A 21,758-nucleotide genomic window follows, 5' to 3' on the forward strand; every position below is an offset into this window, starting at 1 on the left:
TCATACCAAGTTTTATAAATACTGGTTCGTACATGTAAAGGGGATAGGGGAATGAAACACAGCTCGTCTTTTCGATTTCTTTGGTTAGGGCAATCGTTTGCTAACCTTGGAGACGTATTATATATTGTAGCGTTGATTACATTAATTTATCAGTTGACCGGTTCTGCTACTTACATGGCGTTGATTACGAAGCAGCAAGCTTTTGAACCGTCGGTTGCCATCTATTATTGTATGGGGGACGTTATCTACTAGTCTACTTACGTTCCTTTTCGCATTGAATACGATCACTTGGGTGGCCCTCTTTCTCTCATTAGTCATTGGGTTGACGGAGCAAGTAAAGGGGATCGCTCAACAAACGACGATTCAAAAAAGTATACAGGATCATCAGTTGCCAAAGGTTTACTCCGCTCAATATGCCGTTGAGTTGCTCACTTTTGGTGTATCGGTTTTGTTATTAGGAGTATTAACGGATGTGTGGGGAGTCAGGATGGCCTTTATATTGGCTTCCTGTTTTCTCTTCCTATCGTTTAGCTTCTCTATTCTAAATCAGAAGCATTTAAAAGGAGCGAATTAAAATAAGAGGTGACATCTCAAAAAGATGTCGCCTCTTTGTTAATCGTCTGAAAATAGAAATTAAATCTTTTTTACAAATTGGGATTTTAATTTCATAGCGCCAAATCCATCAATTTTGCAATCAATGTCATGATCACCATCAACTAAGCGAATCCCCTTTACTCTAGTGCCGATTTTGATAACAGAAGATGTTCCTTTTACTTTAAGGTCTTTAATGACGGAAACGGTATCCCCGTCAGTTAACACATTCCCGTTCGTATCTTTGGTAACTTTATTCTCTTCAACCTTTTCAGGCTCAGCTTCTAACGTCCACTCATGTGCGCATTCTGGACATACAAAAAGGTTTCCATCTTCATATGTATATTCTGAATGACACTTTGGACAGCTTGGTGCATTTGACATATTTTCACTTCCTCCAACTCTATGGGCATCTGTTGTACAATTTAATTGATTATAGCAGAGATAGTCGGAGCTATGAAGATAGGGTTACCCTCCTCGGCTCTTACTCATCGTGGAAGTGGAATGGTAAATGATACATGATACATGATACATCTATTCCTTTGTTTCTTCTAACCATTCTGTAATGGAACTCCAGTGTTCATCACTTTGTTCACCGAATGCTTCATTATCTGTTTCCATTTTTTCAAGCAAGATCGAAAGACTTTCTTCCTCTACTGTTTCTATGAGAGGGAAGTTTGCTTGTTCTTGATTCGCTAAAAGAAGGCCAAGGCTCTCCTCGGGGTCCTCTTTCATGGTTTGATACCCTTTTTCGGCTGCCCGCCAGAACGCTTCCACGGTTTCAGCTTGCTCATTTTTCATTTGTTCATTCGTAATGAGGACCAATTCATAGTAAGGCGGAACGCCATAATCAGTAGGGTTCAAATAATTGATGTCATACCCCTCGTGCTTTAAGACAGGGTACTCATGGTTAATATAGGCGCCAATAATAGCATCTGTTCGCTCGGTCATAATCGCAGGACCAAGCTCAAAGCCGATATCGACCATTTTTACTTTTGAGAAGTCTCCGCCATCCGTTTCAACCATTGTTTTTAAAATTTGTTCATTTAACGGAATGCCAGGATATCCGACCGTCTTTCCTTCAAGATCACGCGGACTCTTAAAGTCTTTATCTGCCAAGAACATCACATGATTCAATGGACTGCGGACAATCGGTGCCACTGCTTCAATAGGGAGACCTGCCTGTTGCGAGGTGATAATATCAGGCTGATAACTTAGCGCAAAATCAAGCTCACCTGCTGCGGTAAGATTAATGGGATCAGTTGGATTGGCTGGGAAGATAATGTTAACGTCAAGTCCTTCTTCCTCAAAGTAGCCATTTTCCATCGCAACATATAAAAAGGTATGAACAGCATTTGGATACCAATCGAGCATAATGTTTACTTCATCTAGTGAGTCTGAATCACTTGCATTTGTTTCATTGGAAGCCCCGCAGCCTGTGAGCAAAACAGCGCTTAAAAGAAAGAAAGCAAGTCCTTTTAATTTAGTCATGTTGATTCCTCCATCGTAATAAATATCGTTCAAGTAGTGTAATCAGTAAAAAACCAGTCATGCCTATTAAAGAGAGCCAGACAATCGGAGCAAATACACCTGGCCCATCAAATTGGGTCATCATCCGTCTGCTGAAATAACCAAGTCCAGCTTCAGCGCCAAGCCACTCTCCAATAGCTGCTCCGACAACGCTTAACGGGATCGCAACTTTCATTCCTGATAAAAAGGATGGCATGCTAGAAGGGACATAGAGCTTAAAGAACATGGCAACCGGACTGGCCTTCATCGTCAAAAATAATTCTCGTAATTCTTTTGGCGTTGATTTAAGGCCATCAAAAGTATTGACTGTAATCGGAAAGAACGTAATTAAGACCGTCACGAATACCTTACTCCAGATCGAATAGCCAAACCAAAGCACAAAGATAGGAGCAAGTGCAATGATTGGGATCGTTTGTGAAACGACTAACAGGGGATAGAGCGCTTTTTCGACGACTTTAAAACGATGCATCAAGATTGCCACGCTCACACCTCCCACAGTAGAGATCATTAGTCCTATGAGAACGACCTCTAAAGTGGCAGGGAGGTGAATAAACATTAGCGTGGAGTTAAGCTCTATCAATTTATGAAAAATTGCCACTGGACCTGGAATGAGATAAGGTTTAGCGATTAGGGCTGCAATCATCTCCCACATCCCCAAAAGAAGGAGCAGGAGGAGAGTAGGGGCTAAGGATTTTTTTACCATATTACCTAGCCTCCATGAAGAGCGTTTGCAGGATTCGTTGTTTATGATCGACTAACACTTTGGATTCTCTTCTAGGGTGAGGTTCTGCAAGGGTAATTTCCTCATATTCTGCAAGTGGAGTGGACGGAAAGACAAAAATACGATCACTTAATCTAAGAGCCTCGTCGATATCATGTGTGACTAGAATGGTCGTTAATTCGAGCTTCTGACACATCTCTTGCAACCAATCTTGCATATGAAGTCTTGTAATCGCATCTAGAGCGCTAAATGGCTCATCTAAAAGCAACACGCGACAACCACCAATGATCGCTCTTAAAAAGGAGACACGCTGCCTCATGCCTCCTGAGAGCTCGTTTGGGTAATGCTCTTGTGTACCTTCTAAACCGAAGTCGGAGAAATAGGGTGCGGCTAACCCTCTAGCCTTCTTCTTTTGGACACCTTTTAATTCAAGAGGGAGAGTGACGTTATCTAAAACAGTCCTCCATTCAAGCAAAAGGTCCCGTTGCGGCATGTAGCCGATCTGAATGTCTTGATTGAGTTCATAAAGGATTTGTCCTTGCTGTGGCCTTTCTAATTCTGTTAATAGGCGAAAAATCGTACTTTTTCCAGCCCCACTTGGAGCAAGGATCGAGAGGAAATCTCCTTCTCTGACAACCATATTTAGTCGTTGAATGGTTGGGATCTCTTTTTTGGGATACGTAAACGTCAGGTCCCGTATTTCAAGTAGATTAACGGACATGTGCTGGCCAAGTCTCCTCGTTATAGGACATCTCCCAGAACATGTACTCAAAGCGACTCGTATGAAGGAAGATCTCTTCAAGTCGTGTAAGTTCATTATCTGGTAAGCCTTCTGCTAGTTGATCAATCAATTTGATTAACCAATCAGCAATCTCGCCAAATTCTTCAGACTGATACATCGTGACCCATTCACCGTAAAATTCATGCTCCATCGCACCAGGGATCTCAGCAAGCTTCTTGCCAATTTCATAATAGCTCCATGCACAAGGAAGAATCGCTGTGACGAGGTCGATTAACGAGCCGCGCTCAGAAACGCTTAGCATATAACTGCTATAAGCAAGAGCCATAGGAGCAGGTTGAGTGTCTTCTAATTCACCATTTGAGATTCCTAGTTTTGCAGCATATTGACGGTGTAGGTCCATTTCGACATTAAGTGTCGCATCGAGCATTTTAGCAAACATCGACATATGTTCAAGTGAGGTCGCTTTCATGCTTGCAAGAGCGAATAGCCTTGCATAATCGATGAGATACACATAATCTTGCTTCATAAAAAATTTAAACTTCTCAAGATTAAGACTGCCATCACCAATCCCTTGTACGAAAGGGTGGTTATGACTGGCCTCCCAAATAGGTTGTGCTTTATCGTGTAAACGTTGTGAAAATGACATGTAGATGTCCTCCTTGTATGTGTAATAGCTTGGGCTAGCTTATGGGTGTTCGCACATAAATTGGGTGTTCGCACATAAATCGGGTGTTCGCTCATAAACCGTAGTAGATCGCACCTATATCGAAAATCTCGCTCATAAGTTGGTTGCTTTCGCGCATAACCCCGTTTATTCGCTCATGAAGGGCCTTTCCTAGCACATAAAAGCAAAATAGCGCACATAACTCTCGTGACATATAAAGTGATTCTATGTGTGATCTATGGCCTTTTCGTACTGCACCACTCGTAGATGAATGTAAGTAAGGTTTTTGTGTAGCTAACTAGTTGATCAATGGATACTTGCTCATCTACTGCATGAGCGTGGGTTAGTTCCCCTGGACCATAGATGACGGTAGGAATCTTAGCTTCGCCTAACCACCCACCGTCTGTAACTGTTGAAGACATCCCAACTGAAGTGGGAGAGCCGAATCTCTTTGTATGTGCTCGCTGCAACTGCTTGAGACCATCCCAATTTCGGTCGATTTTTAATGCTGGGAAAATCTCCCCACGATCTTCAATCATTGACGTGCCACCCCAACGAAAAAGTGGGGGGTGTTCTTTAAGCCAGGGATCAGCAGATGCAACGGCTAGAAGATGCTCTTCAATTTCACGAGTGACCTCCTGATACGTTTCATTTGGATAATAGTGAACAGTGATCCATAGCGAACATTCATCGGCAATAAACGCAGCATGACGTCCGCCTTCAATGACGGCTGGATTAATTGTATTCATCCCAGCAGGGAAGCCTGGATAAGTCTTTGTGACTGCCCAATGACGCTCAAGCTCCGCAAGTCCTGTAATCATTTTTGTCATTTTTTCAATCGCGCTAGCCGCGTGTAATCCACCACCGGCATGAATCATATTCCGTCGTAAGCCATCATGATAGGTTTTGGGACTCTTTAGCGTGACCCACCCTGTGATCACGCCTCCTTGTCCATGAATCTCACAATTACTTGTATCAGCGACAATGGCAAAGTCAGCGCTGTAGCCACGATCGCAGCATTCTTTTGTACCAGCTTCACCAACCTCTTCACCGATGACTGATTGCACGAGTAAGTCTCCAGGCAATTGAATCCCAGCCTCATCTAATAGCTTCACAGCAAACAGACAAGCTGCTAATCCACCTTTCATATCGGCAACTCCACGACCAAAAACAGTTCTGTCTATGGTAGTCGTGGTAAATGGAGGGTAGGTCCAATTTTCATCTTCTGCGACTGAAGCCACATCAATATGCCCGTTTAACAGTAAGCTCCGATGTTGGTTGGTTGCACTCCCGTTTTTTATAGCTACGACATTAGGGTCATTCGGGTACACATCCCACTGATCAATCTCAAAGCCTGCGTCTGCTAAATAATGAGCAATGAATTGTTGTGCTTCTTTTGTGTTTCTAGCAGGAGGGCTCTCTGTTTGGTATTCTACCAGTCTCTTAAGTAAGCTAAGTAATTCTTCTTCCCGTTCGTCAACGAGGTCTACTAATTGATCAAGATCATTCAACAAAGGACACTCCTTTCGATTTTCCACACAAAAAAACCACTTCTATCGATAGAAGTGGTTGATAAACGTCGTATGTACATGAGTGAATAATTGTCTAAGGACATACTAAACAATTAATTAGTCACAAGAGACTGAACGCTCTCACCACTTCCCTACGCTAGTATTATCTAGATCAGGTAAATAGGGTTAAGGTATCAAACCTCTCTCAGCAATTCTGCACCCCTAGTGGTCGATCTATGCAGTTTTTAACACATTCTTGATAGTTAAAACTATTACCAAAATATCATACTTTTCAAAAGGATACAACAGCCGTTTCATGAAAAAAGCGAAGAGAGCTTGTCTCTTCGCTTTTATGGACTGTTCTTAGTTAACAGCGTCTTTCAGTTGTTTACCTGGCTTGAATGCTGGGTTCTTAGTTGCTGGGATTTCGATTTCTTCACCAGTTTGTGGGTTACGGCCTTTACGAGCAGAACGCTCACGTACTTCAAAGCTTCCGAAACCAACTAGCTGAACTTTACCACCTTCAACAAGTGCATTAGTGATGCTGTCAAATACAGCGTCTACTGCTTTAGAAGCATCTTTCTTAGAAAGGTCTGCTTGCTCTGATACTGAATTAATTAGATCTGTTTTGTTCATGAAAAAAACTCCCTTTCATACCTTGTTTTGAAAAACGAATGAAGAAATGAATGATTGCTTCTTCGTTTGTTCGATTGGATTTATTAAGTCTCCCAACAAGCTAAAATAACCTGCCACTCAAATTTACTCATGAAACCCCAATGGTGTCAATACTTTGAGGGTAAATTAAAGCATTAAAAGGCAATTTTTCCACTCTTTTTGACAATTCGACAACAAAATCGACAAGAAATCGAGACTTTTGACGTGGAGGGATCAAAAAAAGCCCGAGCAGCTAGCTTGGGCTTCGTTCTACATTTTTCTTACTTTAAATGAACTTACCATCATTAATGCTAGAATAACTGTTATAAACATAAAGCTATATGCTTCGAGCATTGGTACGAGTAATGAAGAGAAGGTAAGAATACATCCTGCTGCAGTGATTGGTAGACCAACAAAGAATCCATGACTTTCCATCACATTAAATCGAGCTAAGCGAATGGCTCCACAAATTATAAAAATAATCGCAAAAATTGCCCCAACCGAGCCAAATTCGTGTAAAATAGCTTGATGAATCAATAATGCAGGTGCAACCCCAAAGGAAACAATGTCACTTAAAGAATCAAGTTGCTTTCCAAATTCAGACGTACATTGAAAACGTCTCGCTGCTGCCCCGTCTAGTCGGTCACAAACTGCTGCAATGGTAATAAATAACAAACCCATACGTAATTCATTTTGCAAGACAAAAATGATCGATAACGCACCTAGACCGAGGTTCATCAGGGTTAGTATATTTGCAATTTGGCCTTTGGCTTTTTTGATCGTTTGATCGAGATGTTCTAAAAGGAACATTCATTTCACTCCTTAACGCTAGTGGTGGTGAATCGTAACACCACGCTAACGCCCTTTATAAATAAATATCATATCACATAAGACGGGTTTTCACTAGGGAAGGAAGTCGTTAAAACCGCACTATTTTTGTCATAATTTGGAGGGTCTCATGGTAAAGAAATCATTATTTCGTCTGTTTGTAGAATTATCAAATCATAAATTCAATTCATATTTGTTACGGAGGTTTGCTTCAGCGCCTATAAGTAAAAGGCTTAATCGTTCATTTACATCCACTTTTGGTTTAAATGAACAAGAGATGAAAGAGCCAATTGAATCCTATAAAAGCTTGCATGAATTGTTCATACGTGAGTTGAAATCAACTAGTCGACCAATCGATGAGTCACCTAATAGCTTGGTTAGTCCCGTTGATGGCATTCTTGCTGAACAGCATATATTATCACCGGGGGTCACTTTTTCAGTAAAAGGGCAAGATTATACGATTGAAGAGATGCTTGGATCAAAAGAGGCAGCGGCAAAGTATGATGGGGGAGTCGTAATGGTGCTTTATTTAAGTCCAAGCCATTATCATCGTATTCATAGTCCCATCTCAGGAGAAATTCTGAAACAATGGACGCTCGGTGGCAGGTCTTATCCAGTGAACAACTGGGGATTAAAGTACGGTAAAAAGCCTTTATCAAGAAACTACCGCGTGATCACCGAAATTGGTGTAGAAGGCAGACGTCTTGCAGTTGTCAAAGTAGGGGCAATGAACATTAACACAGTAGAGCTTACTCATTCACGACAATCAGTGAAACGAGGCGAAGAACTGGGATACTTCTCTTTTGGTTCTACGGTCGTCTTAGTGGCTGAAAAAAATATGATTGACCTTGCAGATAAGGAAACACCTTCTGAGGTGAAAATGGGAGAGAAGTTAGTTCAGGTGAATCGTTAGTGTAGGTGACATGTCCTTAATAAGAAGAGCCCCTTTGGTTAACAAGGGGCTCTTCTTAATGCTTATTTCACGTTAACTTGTAAACCAACTAAATCCAAAATAAGTGCCCACTGCAAAAACGACAATCCAAGCAACGAGGCTAATCGTCATCCACCATGTGGCAGCTTGTTTTTTGGCCCCTAATGCAAGAGCCATGAGAATCGTTAAATGCGTGCCTAAAATGAGTGGTCCACCAAGCGATAACCCAGGTAGACCATAACGATTCCACACTCGTTTAGCGCGTTCCTGACGCTTTGTAGCGGGCTGCTCTTCGATGCCTTTCTTCTCGCGACGTCGTTTTCTCCATTCTTCAAACTTTTCATAAAAGATAACAACGAGTAAAACCGTTAACATATTTCCAACGAATCCAACAATTGAAACGAGAATAGGATTTAAGCCGCGGATGATCCCGATTGGAATGACCACAATAGCTTCAAGCCAAGGGGTAGCTGCTGCTAAGAAAATCAATATGTACTCTAAAAGTAATTGAACCATAATCCCTCCATAAACTTCCATTTACTAATGTGTATTCTAGCATGTTTTGTTCTATTCATCCATGCTAAAAAGGAAGAGCCCCACCATGTTTAAATGGGGGACTCAGTTAAGTCTGAAGCAATCTACTTAATTGCTTCCTTTCATTTTTTTCTCATACATCTTCTTTAAATCATCTTGTGAGCTCTTCTCCCATAACGGCACTCCCACTCGGTAAGCAGAGCGGCCCATCATCATTCCAGCTACCGGAGCTGTTAAGAACACGAATAGAATTGTTAAGAGTAACTTGCCTACAAATTCACCTTGGACAAGTAAGAAAAACAAGAATGTAGCAAACATGATCGAAATTACGCCGAGTGTTGCGCTCTTTGTCGCAGCATGTAAGCGTCCGTATACATCTGGAAAGCGAATGATCCCGATCGAACCTAGAAGGCTTAGAAAGCCACCTAAAAGGACGAAGAGGCTAATGATGATCTCAACCGCGGTCAAAGACAACACCCCTTTCAATAAATTTAGAAAGCGCAATCGAACCAATGAAGGCTAGAATACTGATGACAAGAACAACTTCTGAATAGGCTAATGTTTCTTGCAGCATCATAATGATTCCAATAAAGCCGATCAAGTTAATGCCGAACGTATCAAGCGCTACGATGCGGTCAGACATCGTAGGGCCGATTAATGTACGAACAAAGCAAATGAATAAAGAGATAGACATGACCACTAATACAATCATTAATAAGGATTGAAACATATTATTTGGTCACCTCCAAAATTGCACGCTCAAACGTATTGTGAATTTCTTTAATCATTGCTTCTTTGTTTGGAACGTCAATCGCATGAATGTAAATATACTTATTATCATCTGAGAAATCCATCGAAAGCGTACCAGGTGTAAGAGAGATGAGAGAAGCTAGTAAGCTTAACTCCCAATCTGTTTTTAACTTGGTAGGAACAGCTACAATTCCTGGTTGGATATTCATCTTAGGGCTTAAAACGATTTTAATAACGTCAATGTTGGCAAGAATCAGCTCTTTAAAGAACAAGCCGATCAGCTTAATAATGGCCCATACACGACGCATGTAAAAATCAAATCGTAAGAAGCGACGAAGAACGAATAAAATAAAGATCCCAACAACATACCCAATGAAGAAGTCTACACCTGTATAGCTATTTTGAAAGTTGACCCAGATGATCGCAATGACAATATTTAATAGGATTTGAAAAGCCATAGCAACTACTCCTTAAGTACAGATTCGATATAAATCGTTGGGTCTAAAATTTGTTCTGCAACTTGCAATGAATATTGGAAAATTGGCTCTGCTGCAAAACCTAGAATGATCGTTAATGCGACAAGTGGAACGATTGGCAACAAGAGCTTTCCAACTTTATAATTTGCTTGTTCTTCTGTATGTTTCTGCTCCCCCCAGAACGCATAGATGAAAATCTTCATCATCGAGAAGAGAGTGAGGAGACCAACTGCTAGTGCCACCGCAGCAATGATGTAGTTCTCTTCTAAGAATGCGGCTAGAATGAGCGCAAACTTACTAAAGAATCCACTTAGAGGCGGGATACCGGCAAGAGAGATGGCTGATATAAAGAACATCCACGCAAGCCAAGGGTGCGTTTTAAGTAAGCCACCCATTTTCTTTAAATCGGTTGTACCTGTAATCTTTTGTGTTGCCCCAGCAAATAAGAACAGGGCTGCTTTTACGATAATGTGATGGGCAATGTAGTAAATTGCACCAGCGATCGCAAGTTGTGTGTAAATACCAAGCCCCATCACCATGTAACCAACCTGACTAATGATGTGATAAGAAAGGATTCGTTTGAAGTCAAATTGTGAAACGGCTCCAAGAACCCCAAAGAACATGGTCAGACCAGCTAAGATCAAGATAAGGGTGTGAGTAAATCCTGGGTCATGTGTGAAGATTAGGGTGAATGTACGCATAATCGCATAAATACCAACCTTCGTTAACAAGCCCCCAAATAATGCGGCAATGGCAGCTGGCGGACCATAGTATGAACGTGGTAGCCAGAAGTAAAGAGGGAATAAACCACCCTTCATTGCAAAGACAAGTAAGAAAATGACCGCAATGACGTTTAATACACCTGTCTGCTCAAGCTGTCCGACTTTAACAGCTAGATCAGCCATATTTAATGTTCCCGTTATAGAGTAGATGTACGCGACTCCGACGAGGAACAAGATTGAAGCAAAAACATTGATAATCACGTATTTTAAAGACTCTCGCAATTGATACTTTGTTCCACCAAGTACGATTAAGATGTAAGAAGAAATGAGCATTACTTCGAAGAAAACAAATAGATTAAATAAGTCTCCTGTAAGAAATGCTCCGTTAACCCCTGCAAGTAAGAAGAAGTAGAACGGATAGAAATAGAACTTCTCACGCTCAGATGAGATTGTCTGAAAAGCAAAGAACAAACAGACAACCCCAACAATACTTGAGAGAATGACCATCATCGTTGCGAACATATCAGCAACTAAGACAATACCAAATGGTGCTTGCCAGTTACCAAGTTCAAGCACGCCAATGCCTTCTTGATACACATGTATGGCAAGATAGACCGATACCAATAACATGGCAATTACAGTAAATCCACTAATCACACGCTGTAAGCTATGATTTTTAGCGAATAAAATGAGAAACGTACCTACAATAAATGGGATTAGAATCGGTAGTATGATTAAGTTATTCATCTGCAGATCCCCTTAATTGGTCTAAATCATCCGTCTTGTGTTCCTTGTACGTACGGTACGCAAGAACAAGTAAGAATGATGTGACCCCAAAACTAATAACAATCGCTGTTAAAATTAATGCTTGTGGCAAAGGATCACTATATGTGCTTGCCTCAAGACCAAGTAGTGGTGGTGCACCTCTTTGTAAACCGGCCATCGTCAATAGTAATAGATGGGCGCCGTGTGAAAGTAAAATCAATCCTACAATCACTCGGAGTATACTTTTTGTAAGAATTAAATACGTTCCGACCATAAAGAGGACACCAACAGTGATGGACATTAATATTTCCATTACATATCATCCTCCGCAATCGTAAGAATTATCGTAAGCGCAATACCAACAACAACTAAGTAGATACCTAAATCAAAAGGCAGAGCTGTTGTTAATTCGGTTTCACCTAAAATCGGTATTTGATAGTACTCAAAGTATTGCGTTAAAAATGGATCTCCTACTAAAAGACCACCAAATCCTGTAAAAATCGCAAGAAGCAATCCTAATGCGATCATTTTTGTGAAATCAAACGGGATTGCTTTTTTAATGCTCTTCATATCAAAACCTAGATACATCAAAAGAAGGGCACTTGCCGTCATTAATCCTCCGATAAACCCTCCGCCGGGGTTGTTATGTCCGGCGAAAAAGAGGTATACGGAAAATGCAAGGATGATGAATGTCACCACGCGAGTGACTGAATGAAGAAGGACATCATTTGAGTTTATTTTCTTCACACATCTTCCCTCCCTGTCATTCGTAACTTAATTAAAGCAATAACACCTAATGCTGCAATTCCAAGAACAAGAACCTCAAGCAAGGTATCGAGTCCACGGAAATCAACTAGGATCACGTTAACCATGTTGTAACCACCAGCAAGTTCTTTCGAGTTCTCAACAAAGAATTGAGAAATTGGCTCAATTCCAGCTTCATTTCCAAGTGCTAAAGAACTTAGCGCAATCGCAGTGACAAGGAAACCGACTCCAATAGAAATCACAAGGTTTACAATATTAAATCGTGGCTTGAATTCTTCTTTACGCAATTCAGGTAAATGGTAGAACGCAAGCATTAATAACAATACGGTTACTGTTTCAACTAGTAATTGCGTTAAGGCAAGGTCTGGCGCTCGGAACACAACAAATAATAAAGCTAGTAAGAAACCGATAACCCCCACGACCACAACAGCGGTAATACGCTTGTTGATGAACGGGATTGAAATCGTTGCTGCAATAAAGACGATCGTTAATACCCAAATATAAGGGGCGATTTCTGATACATTCGTCGTATCAATGGCAAATGCATCGTAACGAATCATCGTATAGGTGAGTAAAAGAATCATGAACACCGTCATATAGGCGAAATAATCGCGTAATAGACCTGTCATTTGAATTCTTGTTACGGCTTGTGAACCAGTAATAACACCACTAAGGGCATTGTCATAAAACCAGTTTAATGGGTCGCGTTCTTTCAAATAGAAAGCAGTCTTTGCCCAGTTTTTCATCAGCAAGAATAAGATGATCCCAAGAGCAACAACACCCATTGTCATAAATAGTTCAGGATTAAACCCATGCCACATATAAATGTCGACATCAAACACCTCACCAGGGCCTAATAATGTTGGTAAGATCGCTTGCATAGCAGGTTGAATAATCGTGTAAGCCAAGATGTTCGGGAAGAAACCGAAGACGATAACAAGTGATCCTAAAATTACCGGACTAATAAGCAGCCCAATAGGAGCTTCATGCACTTTCACATCATAGTTTTCTGGCTTGAATTTCCCTGTAAATGTTTTAAAGAACATAATTAAACAGTACAAGAAGGTAAATACACTAGCAATCCAAGCGACAACGACAATGATGATACCGAATGTTTCCATATTAAAGGCATTCATCTCGGTTGCACGAAGAAGCGCTGTGAAGAACATTTCCTTACTCAAGAACCCGTTAAATGGAGGAAGGCCTGCCATTGATGCTAGTCCTATTAAGGAAACAGTAAAGGTTACTGGCATAATCGCCATCAATCCACCGAGCTTGCGAATATCGCGTGTGCCGGTTTCATGATCAATAATCCCAGCGGTCATAAAGAGACTTCCTTTGAATGTTGCATGGTTAATCAAGTGGAAGATCGCAGCCATAATCGCAAAGGAATAGAATGCAGGATCGACACTATCTCCGAAGTGAATCGAAGCTGAACCTAGACCAAGTAAAGTCATAATTAACCCAAGCTGGCTGACTGTTGAAAAGGCAAGGATTCCTTTTAAGTCCTTTTGTCTTACAGCAGATGTAGATCCCCATAAGAGGGTGACGACACCAAACCCAGTTAGAAGCCAGAACCATTCAGGGGCACCGCCAAATACAGGCGTTAGACGTGCTACAAGGTAGATCCCTGCTTTAACCATCGTTGCTGAGTGTAAGTACGCACTAACAGGCGTTGGTGCTTCCATTGCATCTGGTAACCAGATATGGAATGGGAATTGTGCAGATTTTGTAAATGCACCAAGTAGTACAAGAATCATTGCTGGTAAGAACAATGTACTAGACGTTACTAGATCAACATTCTCGATAATGCCACGAATACTGAATGTGCCAGTCATTACATATAGCAATGAAAAACCACCAAGCATCGCAAATCCACCAAATACAGTGATCAGCATTGATTTTTGTGCACCGTATGTAGATTTTTCACGGTGGTACCAATAACTAATTAATAGCGATGATGCTAAACTAGTTAATTCCCAAAATACATAAAGGACAATAAGGTTATCGGATAAGACAACCCCAAGCATAGCCCCCATGAACATGAGAAGGTACACATAAAAATTGTTCAGGCTTTCGGTCTTCTTTGATAAGTAGAAGATCGAATAGAGGATAACAAGTGTTCCAATACCGGTAATGAGTAGGGCAAATAAAAGACTTAAACCGTCTACGAAGACAGTAAAGTTTATTCCAAGGGATGGTACCCAAGGAACGGTGTGCTCAATGACGCCACCAGATGAGGTCATTGAAAGGTATTGAATGAAATAGATAAATAGTACAAGTGGGAGTACTAATACAAACCAACCTGTATGAATCCGTCTAGCGTATTTGTACAGAAATGGGATCAAAATAGCTAATAGAAAAGGCGAAATCGTAGCCCAATGTAATACGGTCAAATCACATACCTCCTTAAATAGTTACTAGTAGAATTGGTTGGGCCCTATAGTATTTATCCTCTTATCCGTATTTGAAAACCGAACAATTCTTAGACTATGTAGAATTATAACCTAATTTAAATCAGCGTGCATCCTTGCAGCCCTTAGTGTCACCTGCTTTTATAGAATTTATTAAATATGAAGAAAGGCGAAAAATTTAAGCGAATTTTTTTTGGATTGATCGTATTTTTAAGCGTTTACGTAAATGTGGAATTTCCAAAATTCGTGATGGATGTATATTTTTTGGTAGATAACGACACCCTATTAAAAAAGATGAATAGGGAATGGTGGTTAGATGTCTACTAAAAGAAAAAGCATCATAAGTGGGCTCATCTTTGCGTTTATTTTGGTAGCTGGAATTTTAGCGAATGGATTCAATGAAGAAATGACGGAAGAGCGAATCAAAAATATCCCAGGACAAGTGGGAGTACAGCAATATAGAGAAGGCTCTCCTAGATTTGGACCAAGAGAGTATTTACGTATAATTGAAACAAAAGGCTGGCTACACGAAGAAGAAGGAGAGCAACCTAATTAGGGTGCTCTCCTTCTTCACTATGGTAACAACATTTACTTAGTCTGTCTTGTCTTGGGGTGAGTCTTCAAGAAGTCATGAAGAGATTTTAATTTTGTCTGAAAGTGAACGTCTACTAATTTCCATACGGATCAGTTCAATAAAATCAGGGCTCAAGTCAAGCTCGATTGCTTTGTAATACGTTTCAATTAAAAGTTCATCGGATAAATTGTTCATCATCTCTCACTACGAAAGCAGTGAGCTCACCTCCTTAGACATTCAAATTAGGAAAAATTCTTGTTCTATTTGAGTTCTTATATTCATATCATGTAGGTTGCCTTGTCTGTACCTAAATATTACCACGTCTCCTAAAAGAGAACAATCGTTCTTATTATCCACATTTATACGTGGATAACTTGTGGGTTAATTGTTTATTGATGGAAAAAACCCTTATAAATAGAAGTGTAATAAGTGTATAACGTTATCCACAGTGTAGAGGGGTGGCAGAATTTGTCGAAAAGTATTTTAAGGTTTTTTAAACCCTATTCAAGAGGGTTATTTAATTAAATGAAGGAAATGCGTTGAAAATTTTTAAATGTGACGGTATAGTTATGGTTTGACTACGTTTATTAATGGAAACATTTGCCCACCAAATTATTTTACAGTGGGTTCCAATAAAATAATGACAGCGAAGTTGGTTGTTAATGAGGTGAACTGATGATTAAAAACCTGTTGCCAAATAAGTATGTGAAAAGTATTTTTGAAATTAATCTAGAAGAATTAAAAGAGATGGGCATTAAAGGTGTCATTACCGACTTAGACAATACACTTGTAGAATGGGATCGTCCAGAAGCAACGCCAGAGGTTCGTGAATGGTTTAAAAAGCTTCAAGAATATGGCATGAAGGTGACGATTGTCTCCAATAATAGTAGAAGAAGAGTACAAGCCTTTTCTGACCCTGAGAAAGTGGTTTTTATTCATAATGCAAGAAAACCGATGCGAAGAGCATTTAGACAAGCATGTCGTCAAATGGAAACTGTACCGGATGAAACGGTCGTTGTCGGAGATCAAATTTTCACAGATGTGCTAGGTGGAAATCGTGCAGGCCTGCAAACGATTCTGGTCGTACCGGTAGCTAAAACAGATGGGATCGCCACAAAGCTCAATCGCCGCATGGAACGTGTCGTTCTAAACTGGATGAGAAAACGTGGATTGATCCAATGGGAGGAGTAGAGATGGAAGAAACAGTCATTACATGTGCTGGTTGTGGAGTTGAGATCCAAACCGAAGATAAACAGGCATTAGGCTATGCTCCAAAGTCAGCCTTAGAAAGAGATGTGATCATTTGCCAACGTTGCTTTCGTTTAACTCATTATAATGAGGTGCAAGATGTATCATTAACAGATGATGACTTCTTGAAATTATTAAACACATTAGGTCATACCGATTCTCTCATTGTGAAAGTCGTAGATATTTTTGACTTTAATGGCAGCTGGTTACCTGGTTTGCATCGATTTGTAGGAAACAATGATGTTTTGCTAGTCGGAAATAAAGTCGACTTATTGCCTAAATCATTAAAACGCAATCGTCTCATTAACTGGATGAAAAAATCAGCAAAAGAAAACGGCTTAAAGCCAGTTGATGTTCTTCTAATGAGCGCCGACAAAGGAGAAGGTGTTCTTGAGATCGCCTCGGAGATTGATCGTTTGCGTGATGGTCGTGATGTTTATGTCGTGGGTTGTACAAATGTAGGGAAATCAACGTTTATTAACCGAATTATAAAGGAATTTGGTGGAGACACAGAACAGTTGATCACGACATCTCATTTTCCTGGAACTACATTAGATATGATAGATATTCCACTTGATGATGGCTCAGCCCTTTACGATACACCTGGCATCATCAATCATCATCAGATGGCCCATTATGTAGATAAAAAAGAATTGAAAGAAATCACGCCTAAAAAAGAAATTAAACCAATGGTCTTTCAATTAAATGAGGGACAAACCCTATACTTTGGGGGGATGGCTCGCTTTGATTTCGTTTCTGGTGATCGTTCCTCTTTCACATGCTTTACTTCTAACGATCTTAAGATTCACCGTACAAAGCGTGAAAAAGCGGACGAGCTATATAAAAACCATCTAGGAGAGCTTTTAACTCCTCCTGGTAAGGAAAGCGTACTTGATTTTCCGCCACTTGTTAAACACGAGTTTACCATTAAAGAAGTAAAGAGTGATATTGTTATTTCAGGACTTGGGTGGATTACCATCAATGATCGCAATGTGAAAGTGGAAGCCTATGCACCTAAGGGTGTTGGAGTGTCCATTCGTGAATCGATTATCTCGTAAAAGATAGAGGGGAGCGGTTAACATGGGGAAGCGTTTTGGATTGATCGGGCATCCGGTTGAGCATTCGATGTCGCCAGTAATGCATAATGATGCCTTTCGTTCATGTCAAATTGATGCAACGTACGAGGCGTTTGATGTTGGAGCAGGTGATTTAGAAGAAGTAGCAGAGAAGCTACGGAGTGGGGAGTTAGATGGTGTCAATGTAACGATTCCGCATAAAGTGGCGATTATGAACTTTCTTGATGAAATCGATAGAGATGCCGAAGTGATCGGAGCGGTTAATACGATTGTACGCAGAGGTGAGAAGCTGATTGGCTATAATACTGATGGTGCAGGGTATTGGGAGTCACTCGTCTCTTATTTGCCGCATGATACAAGTGCCTTAAATGTACTTGTGATCGGGGCAGGAGGAGCATCTCGTGCTGTATGTGCAGCCTTTTTAAATGCGGGGGTCGCTCATTTAGTTGTAGCGAATCGTACCGAAGAAAAGGCAGCTACTCTTTTAAACCTTATCAATACGAAGCAACAATCAACAGAGGCTTGTTCATTGGCTGAAGCTAAAACAAAGTTAAACCAGTTTGATGTGGTCATAAACACGAGCTCTGTTGGAATGAGTCCTCATACAGACCAACTGCCGCTCTCGCTTGATAACCTAAAAAAAGATGCCGTTGTCAGTGATTTAATTTATAATCCGATGGAGACCGCTTTTTTAAAAGAAGCAAAGGCCAAAGGAGCAATAACAGTAAATGGGGTCGGGATGTTTGTTAATCAAGGTGCATTGTCTTTTGAGCATTGGACAGGGGTAAAGCCGGATCGCTCACGGATGACAAACATTGTGACCAATAAACTTGGAGGGTAACACATTATGTTAACAGGTAAACAAAAACGTTTCTTACGATCAAAAGCACATCACTTAACACCGATTTTTCAAGTTGGTAAAGGTGGAGTGAATGAGAACATGATCGCACAGATCGATGATGTTCTAGAATCAAGAGAATTAATTAAAATAAGCATTCTGCAAAATTGCGAATTCGATAAAGATAAAGTAGCGACTGAATTATCGAAAGGCGCAAAAGCTGAGCTTGTACAAGTAATCGGGAACACGATTGTTCTTTATAAGGAATCAAAAGAAAATAAAGAAATCGTTCTTCCTTAGTTCATAATATGGATGAAAGGAGTGTGTAGATGTGAAGCGAATTGGACTTTTCGGAGGAACCTTTGATCCTCCTCACCTAGGTCATATGATGCTTGCTGAAGAAGTGCGGGTCGCATGCGGGCTTGATGAGGTCTGGTTCATACCGGCATCTACTCCTCCACATAAAAAACGGCCTGACATGTCCTCGATTGATGACCGTCTTGAAATGGTCTCACTCGCGACAAGAAGCAATCCGTTTTTTTTCGTCTCTTCTATTGAAAAAGATAGAGGTGGGCGTTCTTATACGATTGATACAGTTAAGCAATTAAAAGAAGAACATCCAAGTGTGGAATTTTTTTTTATCATAGGTGGAGATATGGTAGAATCACTTTCAAGTTGGGTAGGCATTGATGAGCTCGTTCGCTTGATTACATTTATTGGTGTGAATAGGCCAGGTGCTAAGCGGTCTGCTGCATACAATGAACGTGTTCAACATGTGGATTTTGCCCAGGTTGATCTATCCTCTACAGCCATTAGAGAAAGAGTACGAGAAGGAAAGTCGATTCGCTATATGGTGCAAGATGAAGTGGCGACGATGATAAGGGAGAGTGGGTTATATGGAGAGGGAACTGGCACTTCTGACCGTTAAACCTCACTTAACAGAGCACAGATATCAGCATACACTCGGTGTTGTCGATACGGCTGTAGAATTAGCGAAACGGTTTGGGGCAAATGTAGAAAAAGCAGAGCTTGCTGCTATTTTTCATGATTACGCTAAATTTCGTGATAAATTAGAAATGCGTGCTCTAGTAATATCGACTTTAAACGAGAAAGATATTCTTCACTACGGGGATGAATTACTTCATGCGCCTTGTGGGGCATACTATGTAAAAGAAGAAGTGGGCATTACAGATGACGAGGTACTAAGTGCCATCCGTTATCATACAACTGGTCGTCCGGATATGACATTGCTTGAAAAAGTCGTTTTCCTTGCAGATTATATTGAACCTGGGCGACAATTTAGAGGTGTGGAAGAGGTAAGAGAGGTGGCTCGACTAGATCTAGATGAAGCGATTATTCAATCACTTGAGAATACCATTTCTTTTTTAATGAAGCGACGCCAGCCTGTATACCCGGACACGCTAAACACATATAATAAACTAATTATAACAAGAAGGAGTCATGCATAAATGAATGAATCAAAATTATTAACGCTTGCAATCAATGCAATTGATGATAAGCGTGCTGAGAATATCGTGGGACTAAATATGAAGGGGATTTCTTTAATTGCTGATTATTTTGTCATTTGCCACGGTAATTCTGAAAAGCAAGTACAAGCAATCGCGCATGAGTTAAAGAAGGTTGCTCAAGAAGAGGGGATTGAAATTAAACGACTTGAAGGCTTTGATCAAGCTCGTTGGGTACTTGTTGATCTTGGCGATGTTGTTGTACACGTTTTCCATAAAGATGAGCGTACGTACTATAACCTTGAGAAGCTTTGGGGAGATGCACCTACAATTGAAATTGAAGGGGTTCTAAATTAATGGAATTAAAACCTGGCTATACAGTGACTCTTGAAGTAGCTCGTAAGGCGAAGTTTGGTTATTTTCTAAGCGATGGTAAGACGGATATTCTTATGCATGAAAATGATGTAGAAGAAGAAGTTGAGACTGGAAGCCATATTGAGGTGTTCTTGTACCATGACCACCAAAACAGGTTATCAGCAACGACGAAAAAGCCTCTTATACAAGGTGAAGGATTCGCTTGGCTTGAAGTCGTCTCTGTAAAAACAGGTCATGGTCTTTTCTTATTCAACGGTATCTCGCGTGATTTATTCTTATCAATGGACGAGTTACCAAGTGATCGAAACCTTTGGCCGAAGCCTGGTGATAAACTGCCAGTATCCTATACTTGGGATAAAAAAGGCCGTCTCATGTCACGTCTTGTTAAAGGGCAACCGATTGAAGAGCAATCCGTCCGTGCAACTGAGGACATGATGAGTAAAGAAGTAAAGGGCCATGTCTATCATTATTTAGATGAAGGGGCTGCTATTTTTACAGAAGAAGGGTATTTAGCGTACCTTCATGATAATGAAATGATAAAAGAGCCTCGTTACGGGGAAGAAGTGACGGTCCGTGTCATTTACGTTCGTGAAGACGGTCGTATTAACGTGACGATGCATCCACTTCGCTCAGAGCGTCAAGAAGATGATGCGGAGAAGCTAGTGCGTTATATGGAAGAGAGAGGCGGTCAAATGCCTTACTGGGATAAATCGCAACCAGAAGACATTAAACATCGTTTTAATCTTAGTAAAGCAGCCTTTAAGCGTGCATTAGGTAAATTGCTGAAAGAGAAGAAAATTGAGCAGCGCGAAGGCTGGACATACTTAAAGGAGAAAAAATGAATTATCAAGCCTTTGCAACACTGTACGACCACTTGATGGCAGAGGCTCCCTACGATGAGTGGGTTGCTTTTACAAAACGGTCATTAGGAGTGGATTCCTTACAAGGGTTGTCCGTCTTAGATGTCGGTTGTGGCACCGGTGAGCTGTTGATTCGTTTACTTCAAGAAGGGGCAGATGTCACTGGAGTGGACCTCTCAAGTGAAATGCTTGTTGTCGCTCGTGATAAATGTGCAGCGATAAAAAAGCAGCCACTCCTCTTACATCAGGATATGCGGAATTTAGAGGAGCTTGGGCAGTTTGATATTGTCACCATTTATTGTGACTCGCTTAACTATTTAGAGACGCCAGAAGACGTAATGGTCACCTTTGCATCTGTGTATAACCAATTGCCAGAAGGTGGACTGTTGTTATTTGATGTCCATTCGACCACAAAAGTAGAAGAGGGCTTCATTGGTCAGACCTTTGCTGATGCAGATGACGAAGTTTCCTATATCTGGCATTCGTTTGCAGGGGAGCACGAAGCAAGTGTTGAACATGAATTAACGTTTTTTGTTCAAGATGACAATGGCTCGTACAATCGCTATGATGAGCTCCATAAACAGCGAACGTATTCGATCAGTGACTACACGTCATGGTTAGAGGGAGCTGGATTCACAGTTGAGGGGATATCATCTGATTTCAATGAAAATCCTCCAACGGATGAAAGTGAGCGAATTTTTTTTGTGGCTCGAAAAAAATAAA

At 40.7% G+C, this 21,758-nt stretch carries 30 protein-coding genes and 1 riboswitch; of the genes, 13 read left to right on the plus strand and 17 right to left on the minus strand.

What is annotated here, in order from left to right; all coding sequences use genetic code 11:
• The first annotated feature begins 51 nt into the window (after positions 1-51).
• Both RYX56_RS01400 and RYX56_RS01405 read left to right on the plus strand, forming a co-directional pair.
• Positions 52-252, plus strand: coding sequence for a hypothetical protein (locus RYX56_RS01400; RefSeq protein ID WP_317120353.1), 201 nt, complete (start codon positions 52-54; stop codon positions 250-252).
• Complete coding sequence (locus tag RYX56_RS01405) at positions 203-574, plus strand: MFS transporter (RefSeq protein ID WP_317120354.1); 372 nt, start codon at positions 203-205, stop codon at positions 572-574. Before RYX56_RS01400 ends, RYX56_RS01405 begins: the two co-directional genes overlap by 50 nt.
• A gap of 59 nt (positions 575-633) precedes the next feature.
• Here the strand turns inward: RYX56_RS01405 and RYX56_RS01410 are convergent, their stop codons facing one another.
• The 8 genes from RYX56_RS01410 to pssA form a co-directional block, all read right to left on the minus strand.
• Entirely contained in the window at positions 634-975 is a 342-nt protein-coding gene (locus tag RYX56_RS01410) for a zinc ribbon domain-containing protein YjdM (protein WP_317120355.1), read from the minus strand.
• A 150-nt stretch (positions 976-1,125) separates the two neighbouring features.
• Positions 1,126-2,082 (minus strand): ABC transporter substrate-binding protein, encoded by a 957-nt coding sequence (locus RYX56_RS01415; RefSeq protein WP_317120356.1) that lies wholly within the window; start codon positions 2,080-2,082, stop codon positions 1,126-1,128.
• Positions 2,075-2,824, minus strand: coding sequence for an ABC transporter permease (locus RYX56_RS01420; RefSeq protein WP_317120357.1), 750 nt, complete (start codon positions 2,822-2,824; stop codon positions 2,075-2,077). The genes RYX56_RS01415 and RYX56_RS01420 overlap by 8 nt, the downstream gene beginning before the upstream one ends.
• A gap of 1 nt (position 2,825) precedes the next feature.
• Positions 2,826-3,563: an ABC transporter ATP-binding protein gene (locus tag RYX56_RS01425; protein WP_317120358.1), complete on the minus strand. Its 738-nt coding sequence runs from the start codon at positions 3,561-3,563 to the stop codon at positions 2,826-2,828.
• The gene (tenA, locus tag RYX56_RS01430) at positions 3,553-4,230 is read right to left on the minus strand and encodes a thiaminase II (RefSeq protein WP_317120359.1); all 678 of its coding nucleotides are present in this window, start codon (positions 4,228-4,230) and stop codon (positions 3,553-3,555) included. The genes RYX56_RS01425 and tenA overlap by 11 nt, the downstream gene beginning before the upstream one ends.
• 254 nt (positions 4,231-4,484) lie before the next feature.
• Positions 4,485-5,762, minus strand: a complete 1,278-nt coding sequence (locus tag RYX56_RS01435; protein WP_317120360.1) for an acetylornithine deacetylase — start codon at positions 5,760-5,762, stop codon at positions 4,485-4,487.
• Positions 5,763-5,891: 129 nt separating this feature from the next.
• Positions 5,892-5,993: riboswitch (TPP riboswitch) on the minus strand.
• 129 nt (positions 5,994-6,122) lie between these two features.
• Complete coding sequence (gene hbs / locus RYX56_RS01440) at positions 6,123-6,395, minus strand: non-specific DNA-binding protein Hbs (protein WP_317120361.1); 273 nt, start codon at positions 6,393-6,395, stop codon at positions 6,123-6,125.
• A gap of 288 nt (positions 6,396-6,683) precedes the next feature.
• Positions 6,684-7,223 (minus strand): CDP-diacylglycerol--serine O-phosphatidyltransferase, encoded by a 540-nt coding sequence (pssA, locus tag RYX56_RS01445; RefSeq protein WP_317120362.1) that lies wholly within the window; start codon positions 7,221-7,223, stop codon positions 6,684-6,686.
• A gap of 148 nt (positions 7,224-7,371) precedes the next feature.
• On the opposite strand from pssA, the gene RYX56_RS01450 reads away from it, so the two are divergent.
• The gene (locus RYX56_RS01450; protein ID WP_317120363.1) at positions 7,372-8,154 is read left to right on the plus strand and encodes a phosphatidylserine decarboxylase; all 783 of its coding nucleotides are present in this window, start codon (positions 7,372-7,374) and stop codon (positions 8,152-8,154) included.
• A gap of 72 nt (positions 8,155-8,226) precedes the next feature.
• Here the strand turns inward: RYX56_RS01450 and RYX56_RS01455 are convergent, their stop codons facing one another.
• The 8 genes from RYX56_RS01455 to RYX56_RS01490 form a co-directional block, all read right to left on the minus strand.
• Entirely contained in the window at positions 8,227-8,688 is a 462-nt protein-coding gene (locus RYX56_RS01455) for a small multi-drug export protein (protein ID WP_317120364.1), read from the minus strand.
• Positions 8,689-8,814: 126 nt separating this feature from the next.
• Positions 8,815-9,174: a monovalent cation/H(+) antiporter subunit G gene (mnhG, locus tag RYX56_RS01460; RefSeq protein WP_317120365.1), complete on the minus strand. Its 360-nt coding sequence runs from the start codon at positions 9,172-9,174 to the stop codon at positions 8,815-8,817.
• On the minus strand, positions 9,161-9,436 hold the full coding sequence (locus tag RYX56_RS01465; RefSeq protein WP_317120366.1) for a Na(+)/H(+) antiporter subunit F1: 276 nt from the start codon (positions 9,434-9,436) through the stop codon (positions 9,161-9,163). The genes mnhG and RYX56_RS01465 overlap by 14 nt, the downstream gene beginning before the upstream one ends.
• A gap of 1 nt (position 9,437) precedes the next feature.
• Positions 9,438-9,914: a Na+/H+ antiporter subunit E gene (locus tag RYX56_RS01470; protein WP_317120367.1), complete on the minus strand. Its 477-nt coding sequence runs from the start codon at positions 9,912-9,914 to the stop codon at positions 9,438-9,440.
• A 5-nt stretch (positions 9,915-9,919) separates the two neighbouring features.
• Positions 9,920-11,401 (minus strand): Na+/H+ antiporter subunit D, encoded by a 1,482-nt coding sequence (locus tag RYX56_RS01475; RefSeq protein WP_317120368.1) that lies wholly within the window; start codon positions 11,399-11,401, stop codon positions 9,920-9,922.
• Positions 11,394-11,732 carry a Na(+)/H(+) antiporter subunit C gene (locus tag RYX56_RS01480; RefSeq protein WP_317120369.1) on the minus strand — a complete coding sequence of 113 codons (339 nt, stop codon included), beginning with the start codon at positions 11,730-11,732 and terminating at the stop codon, positions 11,394-11,396. Before RYX56_RS01480 ends, RYX56_RS01475 begins: the two co-directional genes overlap by 8 nt.
• Positions 11,732-12,166, minus strand: a complete 435-nt coding sequence (locus tag RYX56_RS01485) for a Na(+)/H(+) antiporter subunit B (RefSeq protein WP_317120370.1) — start codon at positions 12,164-12,166, stop codon at positions 11,732-11,734. The genes RYX56_RS01480 and RYX56_RS01485 overlap by 1 nt, the downstream gene beginning before the upstream one ends.
• Positions 12,163-14,580, minus strand: a complete 2,418-nt coding sequence (locus RYX56_RS01490; protein ID WP_317120371.1) for a Na+/H+ antiporter subunit A — start codon at positions 14,578-14,580, stop codon at positions 12,163-12,165. The genes RYX56_RS01485 and RYX56_RS01490 overlap by 4 nt, the downstream gene beginning before the upstream one ends.
• Positions 14,581-14,914: 334 nt before the next feature.
• On the opposite strand from RYX56_RS01490, the gene RYX56_RS01495 reads away from it, so the two are divergent.
• Positions 14,915-15,154 carry a hypothetical protein gene (locus RYX56_RS01495; RefSeq protein WP_317120372.1) on the plus strand — a complete coding sequence of 80 codons (240 nt, stop codon included), beginning with the start codon at positions 14,915-14,917 and terminating at the stop codon, positions 15,152-15,154.
• 72 nt (positions 15,155-15,226) lie between these two features.
• On the opposite strand, the gene RYX56_RS01500 is transcribed toward RYX56_RS01495, so the two are convergent.
• Positions 15,227-15,367: a sporulation histidine kinase inhibitor Sda gene (locus RYX56_RS01500; protein WP_317121288.1), complete on the minus strand. Its 141-nt coding sequence runs from the start codon at positions 15,365-15,367 to the stop codon at positions 15,227-15,229.
• A 480-nt stretch (positions 15,368-15,847) separates the two neighbouring features.
• On the opposite strand from RYX56_RS01500, the gene RYX56_RS01505 reads away from it, so the two are divergent.
• The 9 genes from RYX56_RS01505 to RYX56_RS01545 are packed head-to-tail and all read left to right on the plus strand — an operon-like array spanning position 15,848 to position 21,757.
• Positions 15,848-16,363 (plus strand): YqeG family HAD IIIA-type phosphatase, encoded by a 516-nt coding sequence (locus tag RYX56_RS01505; RefSeq protein WP_317120373.1) that lies wholly within the window; start codon positions 15,848-15,850, stop codon positions 16,361-16,363.
• 2 nt (positions 16,364-16,365) lie between these two features.
• Positions 16,366-17,478, plus strand: coding sequence for a ribosome biogenesis GTPase YqeH (gene yqeH / locus RYX56_RS01510; RefSeq protein WP_317120374.1), 1,113 nt, complete (start codon positions 16,366-16,368; stop codon positions 17,476-17,478).
• A gap of 22 nt (positions 17,479-17,500) precedes the next feature.
• Positions 17,501-18,337 carry a shikimate dehydrogenase gene (aroE, locus tag RYX56_RS01515; RefSeq protein ID WP_317120375.1) on the plus strand — a complete coding sequence of 279 codons (837 nt, stop codon included), beginning with the start codon at positions 17,501-17,503 and terminating at the stop codon, positions 18,335-18,337.
• Positions 18,338-18,343: 6 nt separating this feature from the next.
• A complete protein-coding gene (gene yhbY / locus RYX56_RS01520) occupies positions 18,344-18,634 on the plus strand; it encodes a ribosome assembly RNA-binding protein YhbY (protein ID WP_317120376.1) in 291 nt (96 codons plus the stop codon).
• Positions 18,635-18,665: 31 nt separating this feature from the next.
• Complete coding sequence (locus RYX56_RS01525) at positions 18,666-19,262, plus strand: nicotinate-nucleotide adenylyltransferase (protein ID WP_317120377.1); 597 nt, start codon at positions 18,666-18,668, stop codon at positions 19,260-19,262.
• Positions 19,231-19,803, plus strand: a complete 573-nt coding sequence (gene yqeK / locus RYX56_RS01530) for a bis(5'-nucleosyl)-tetraphosphatase (symmetrical) YqeK (RefSeq protein ID WP_317120378.1) — start codon at positions 19,231-19,233, stop codon at positions 19,801-19,803. The genes RYX56_RS01525 and yqeK overlap by 32 nt, the downstream gene beginning before the upstream one ends.
• Positions 19,804-20,157 carry a ribosome silencing factor gene (rsfS, locus tag RYX56_RS01535; RefSeq protein WP_317120379.1) on the plus strand — a complete coding sequence of 118 codons (354 nt, stop codon included), beginning with the start codon at positions 19,804-19,806 and terminating at the stop codon, positions 20,155-20,157.
• Positions 20,157-21,017 carry a CvfB family protein gene (locus tag RYX56_RS01540; RefSeq protein WP_317120380.1) on the plus strand — a complete coding sequence of 287 codons (861 nt, stop codon included), beginning with the start codon at positions 20,157-20,159 and terminating at the stop codon, positions 21,015-21,017. The genes rsfS and RYX56_RS01540 overlap by 1 nt, the downstream gene beginning before the upstream one ends.
• Complete coding sequence (locus RYX56_RS01545) at positions 21,014-21,757, plus strand: class I SAM-dependent DNA methyltransferase (protein WP_317120381.1); 744 nt, start codon at positions 21,014-21,016, stop codon at positions 21,755-21,757. Before RYX56_RS01540 ends, RYX56_RS01545 begins: the two co-directional genes overlap by 4 nt.
• Position 21,758: the final 1 nt, after the last annotated feature.

Origin of the sequence: Alkalihalophilus lindianensis, from assembly GCF_032843265.1 — a bacterium.
Lineage (GTDB): Bacteria > Bacillota > Bacilli > Bacillales > Bacillaceae_D > Alkalihalophilus > Alkalihalophilus lindianensis.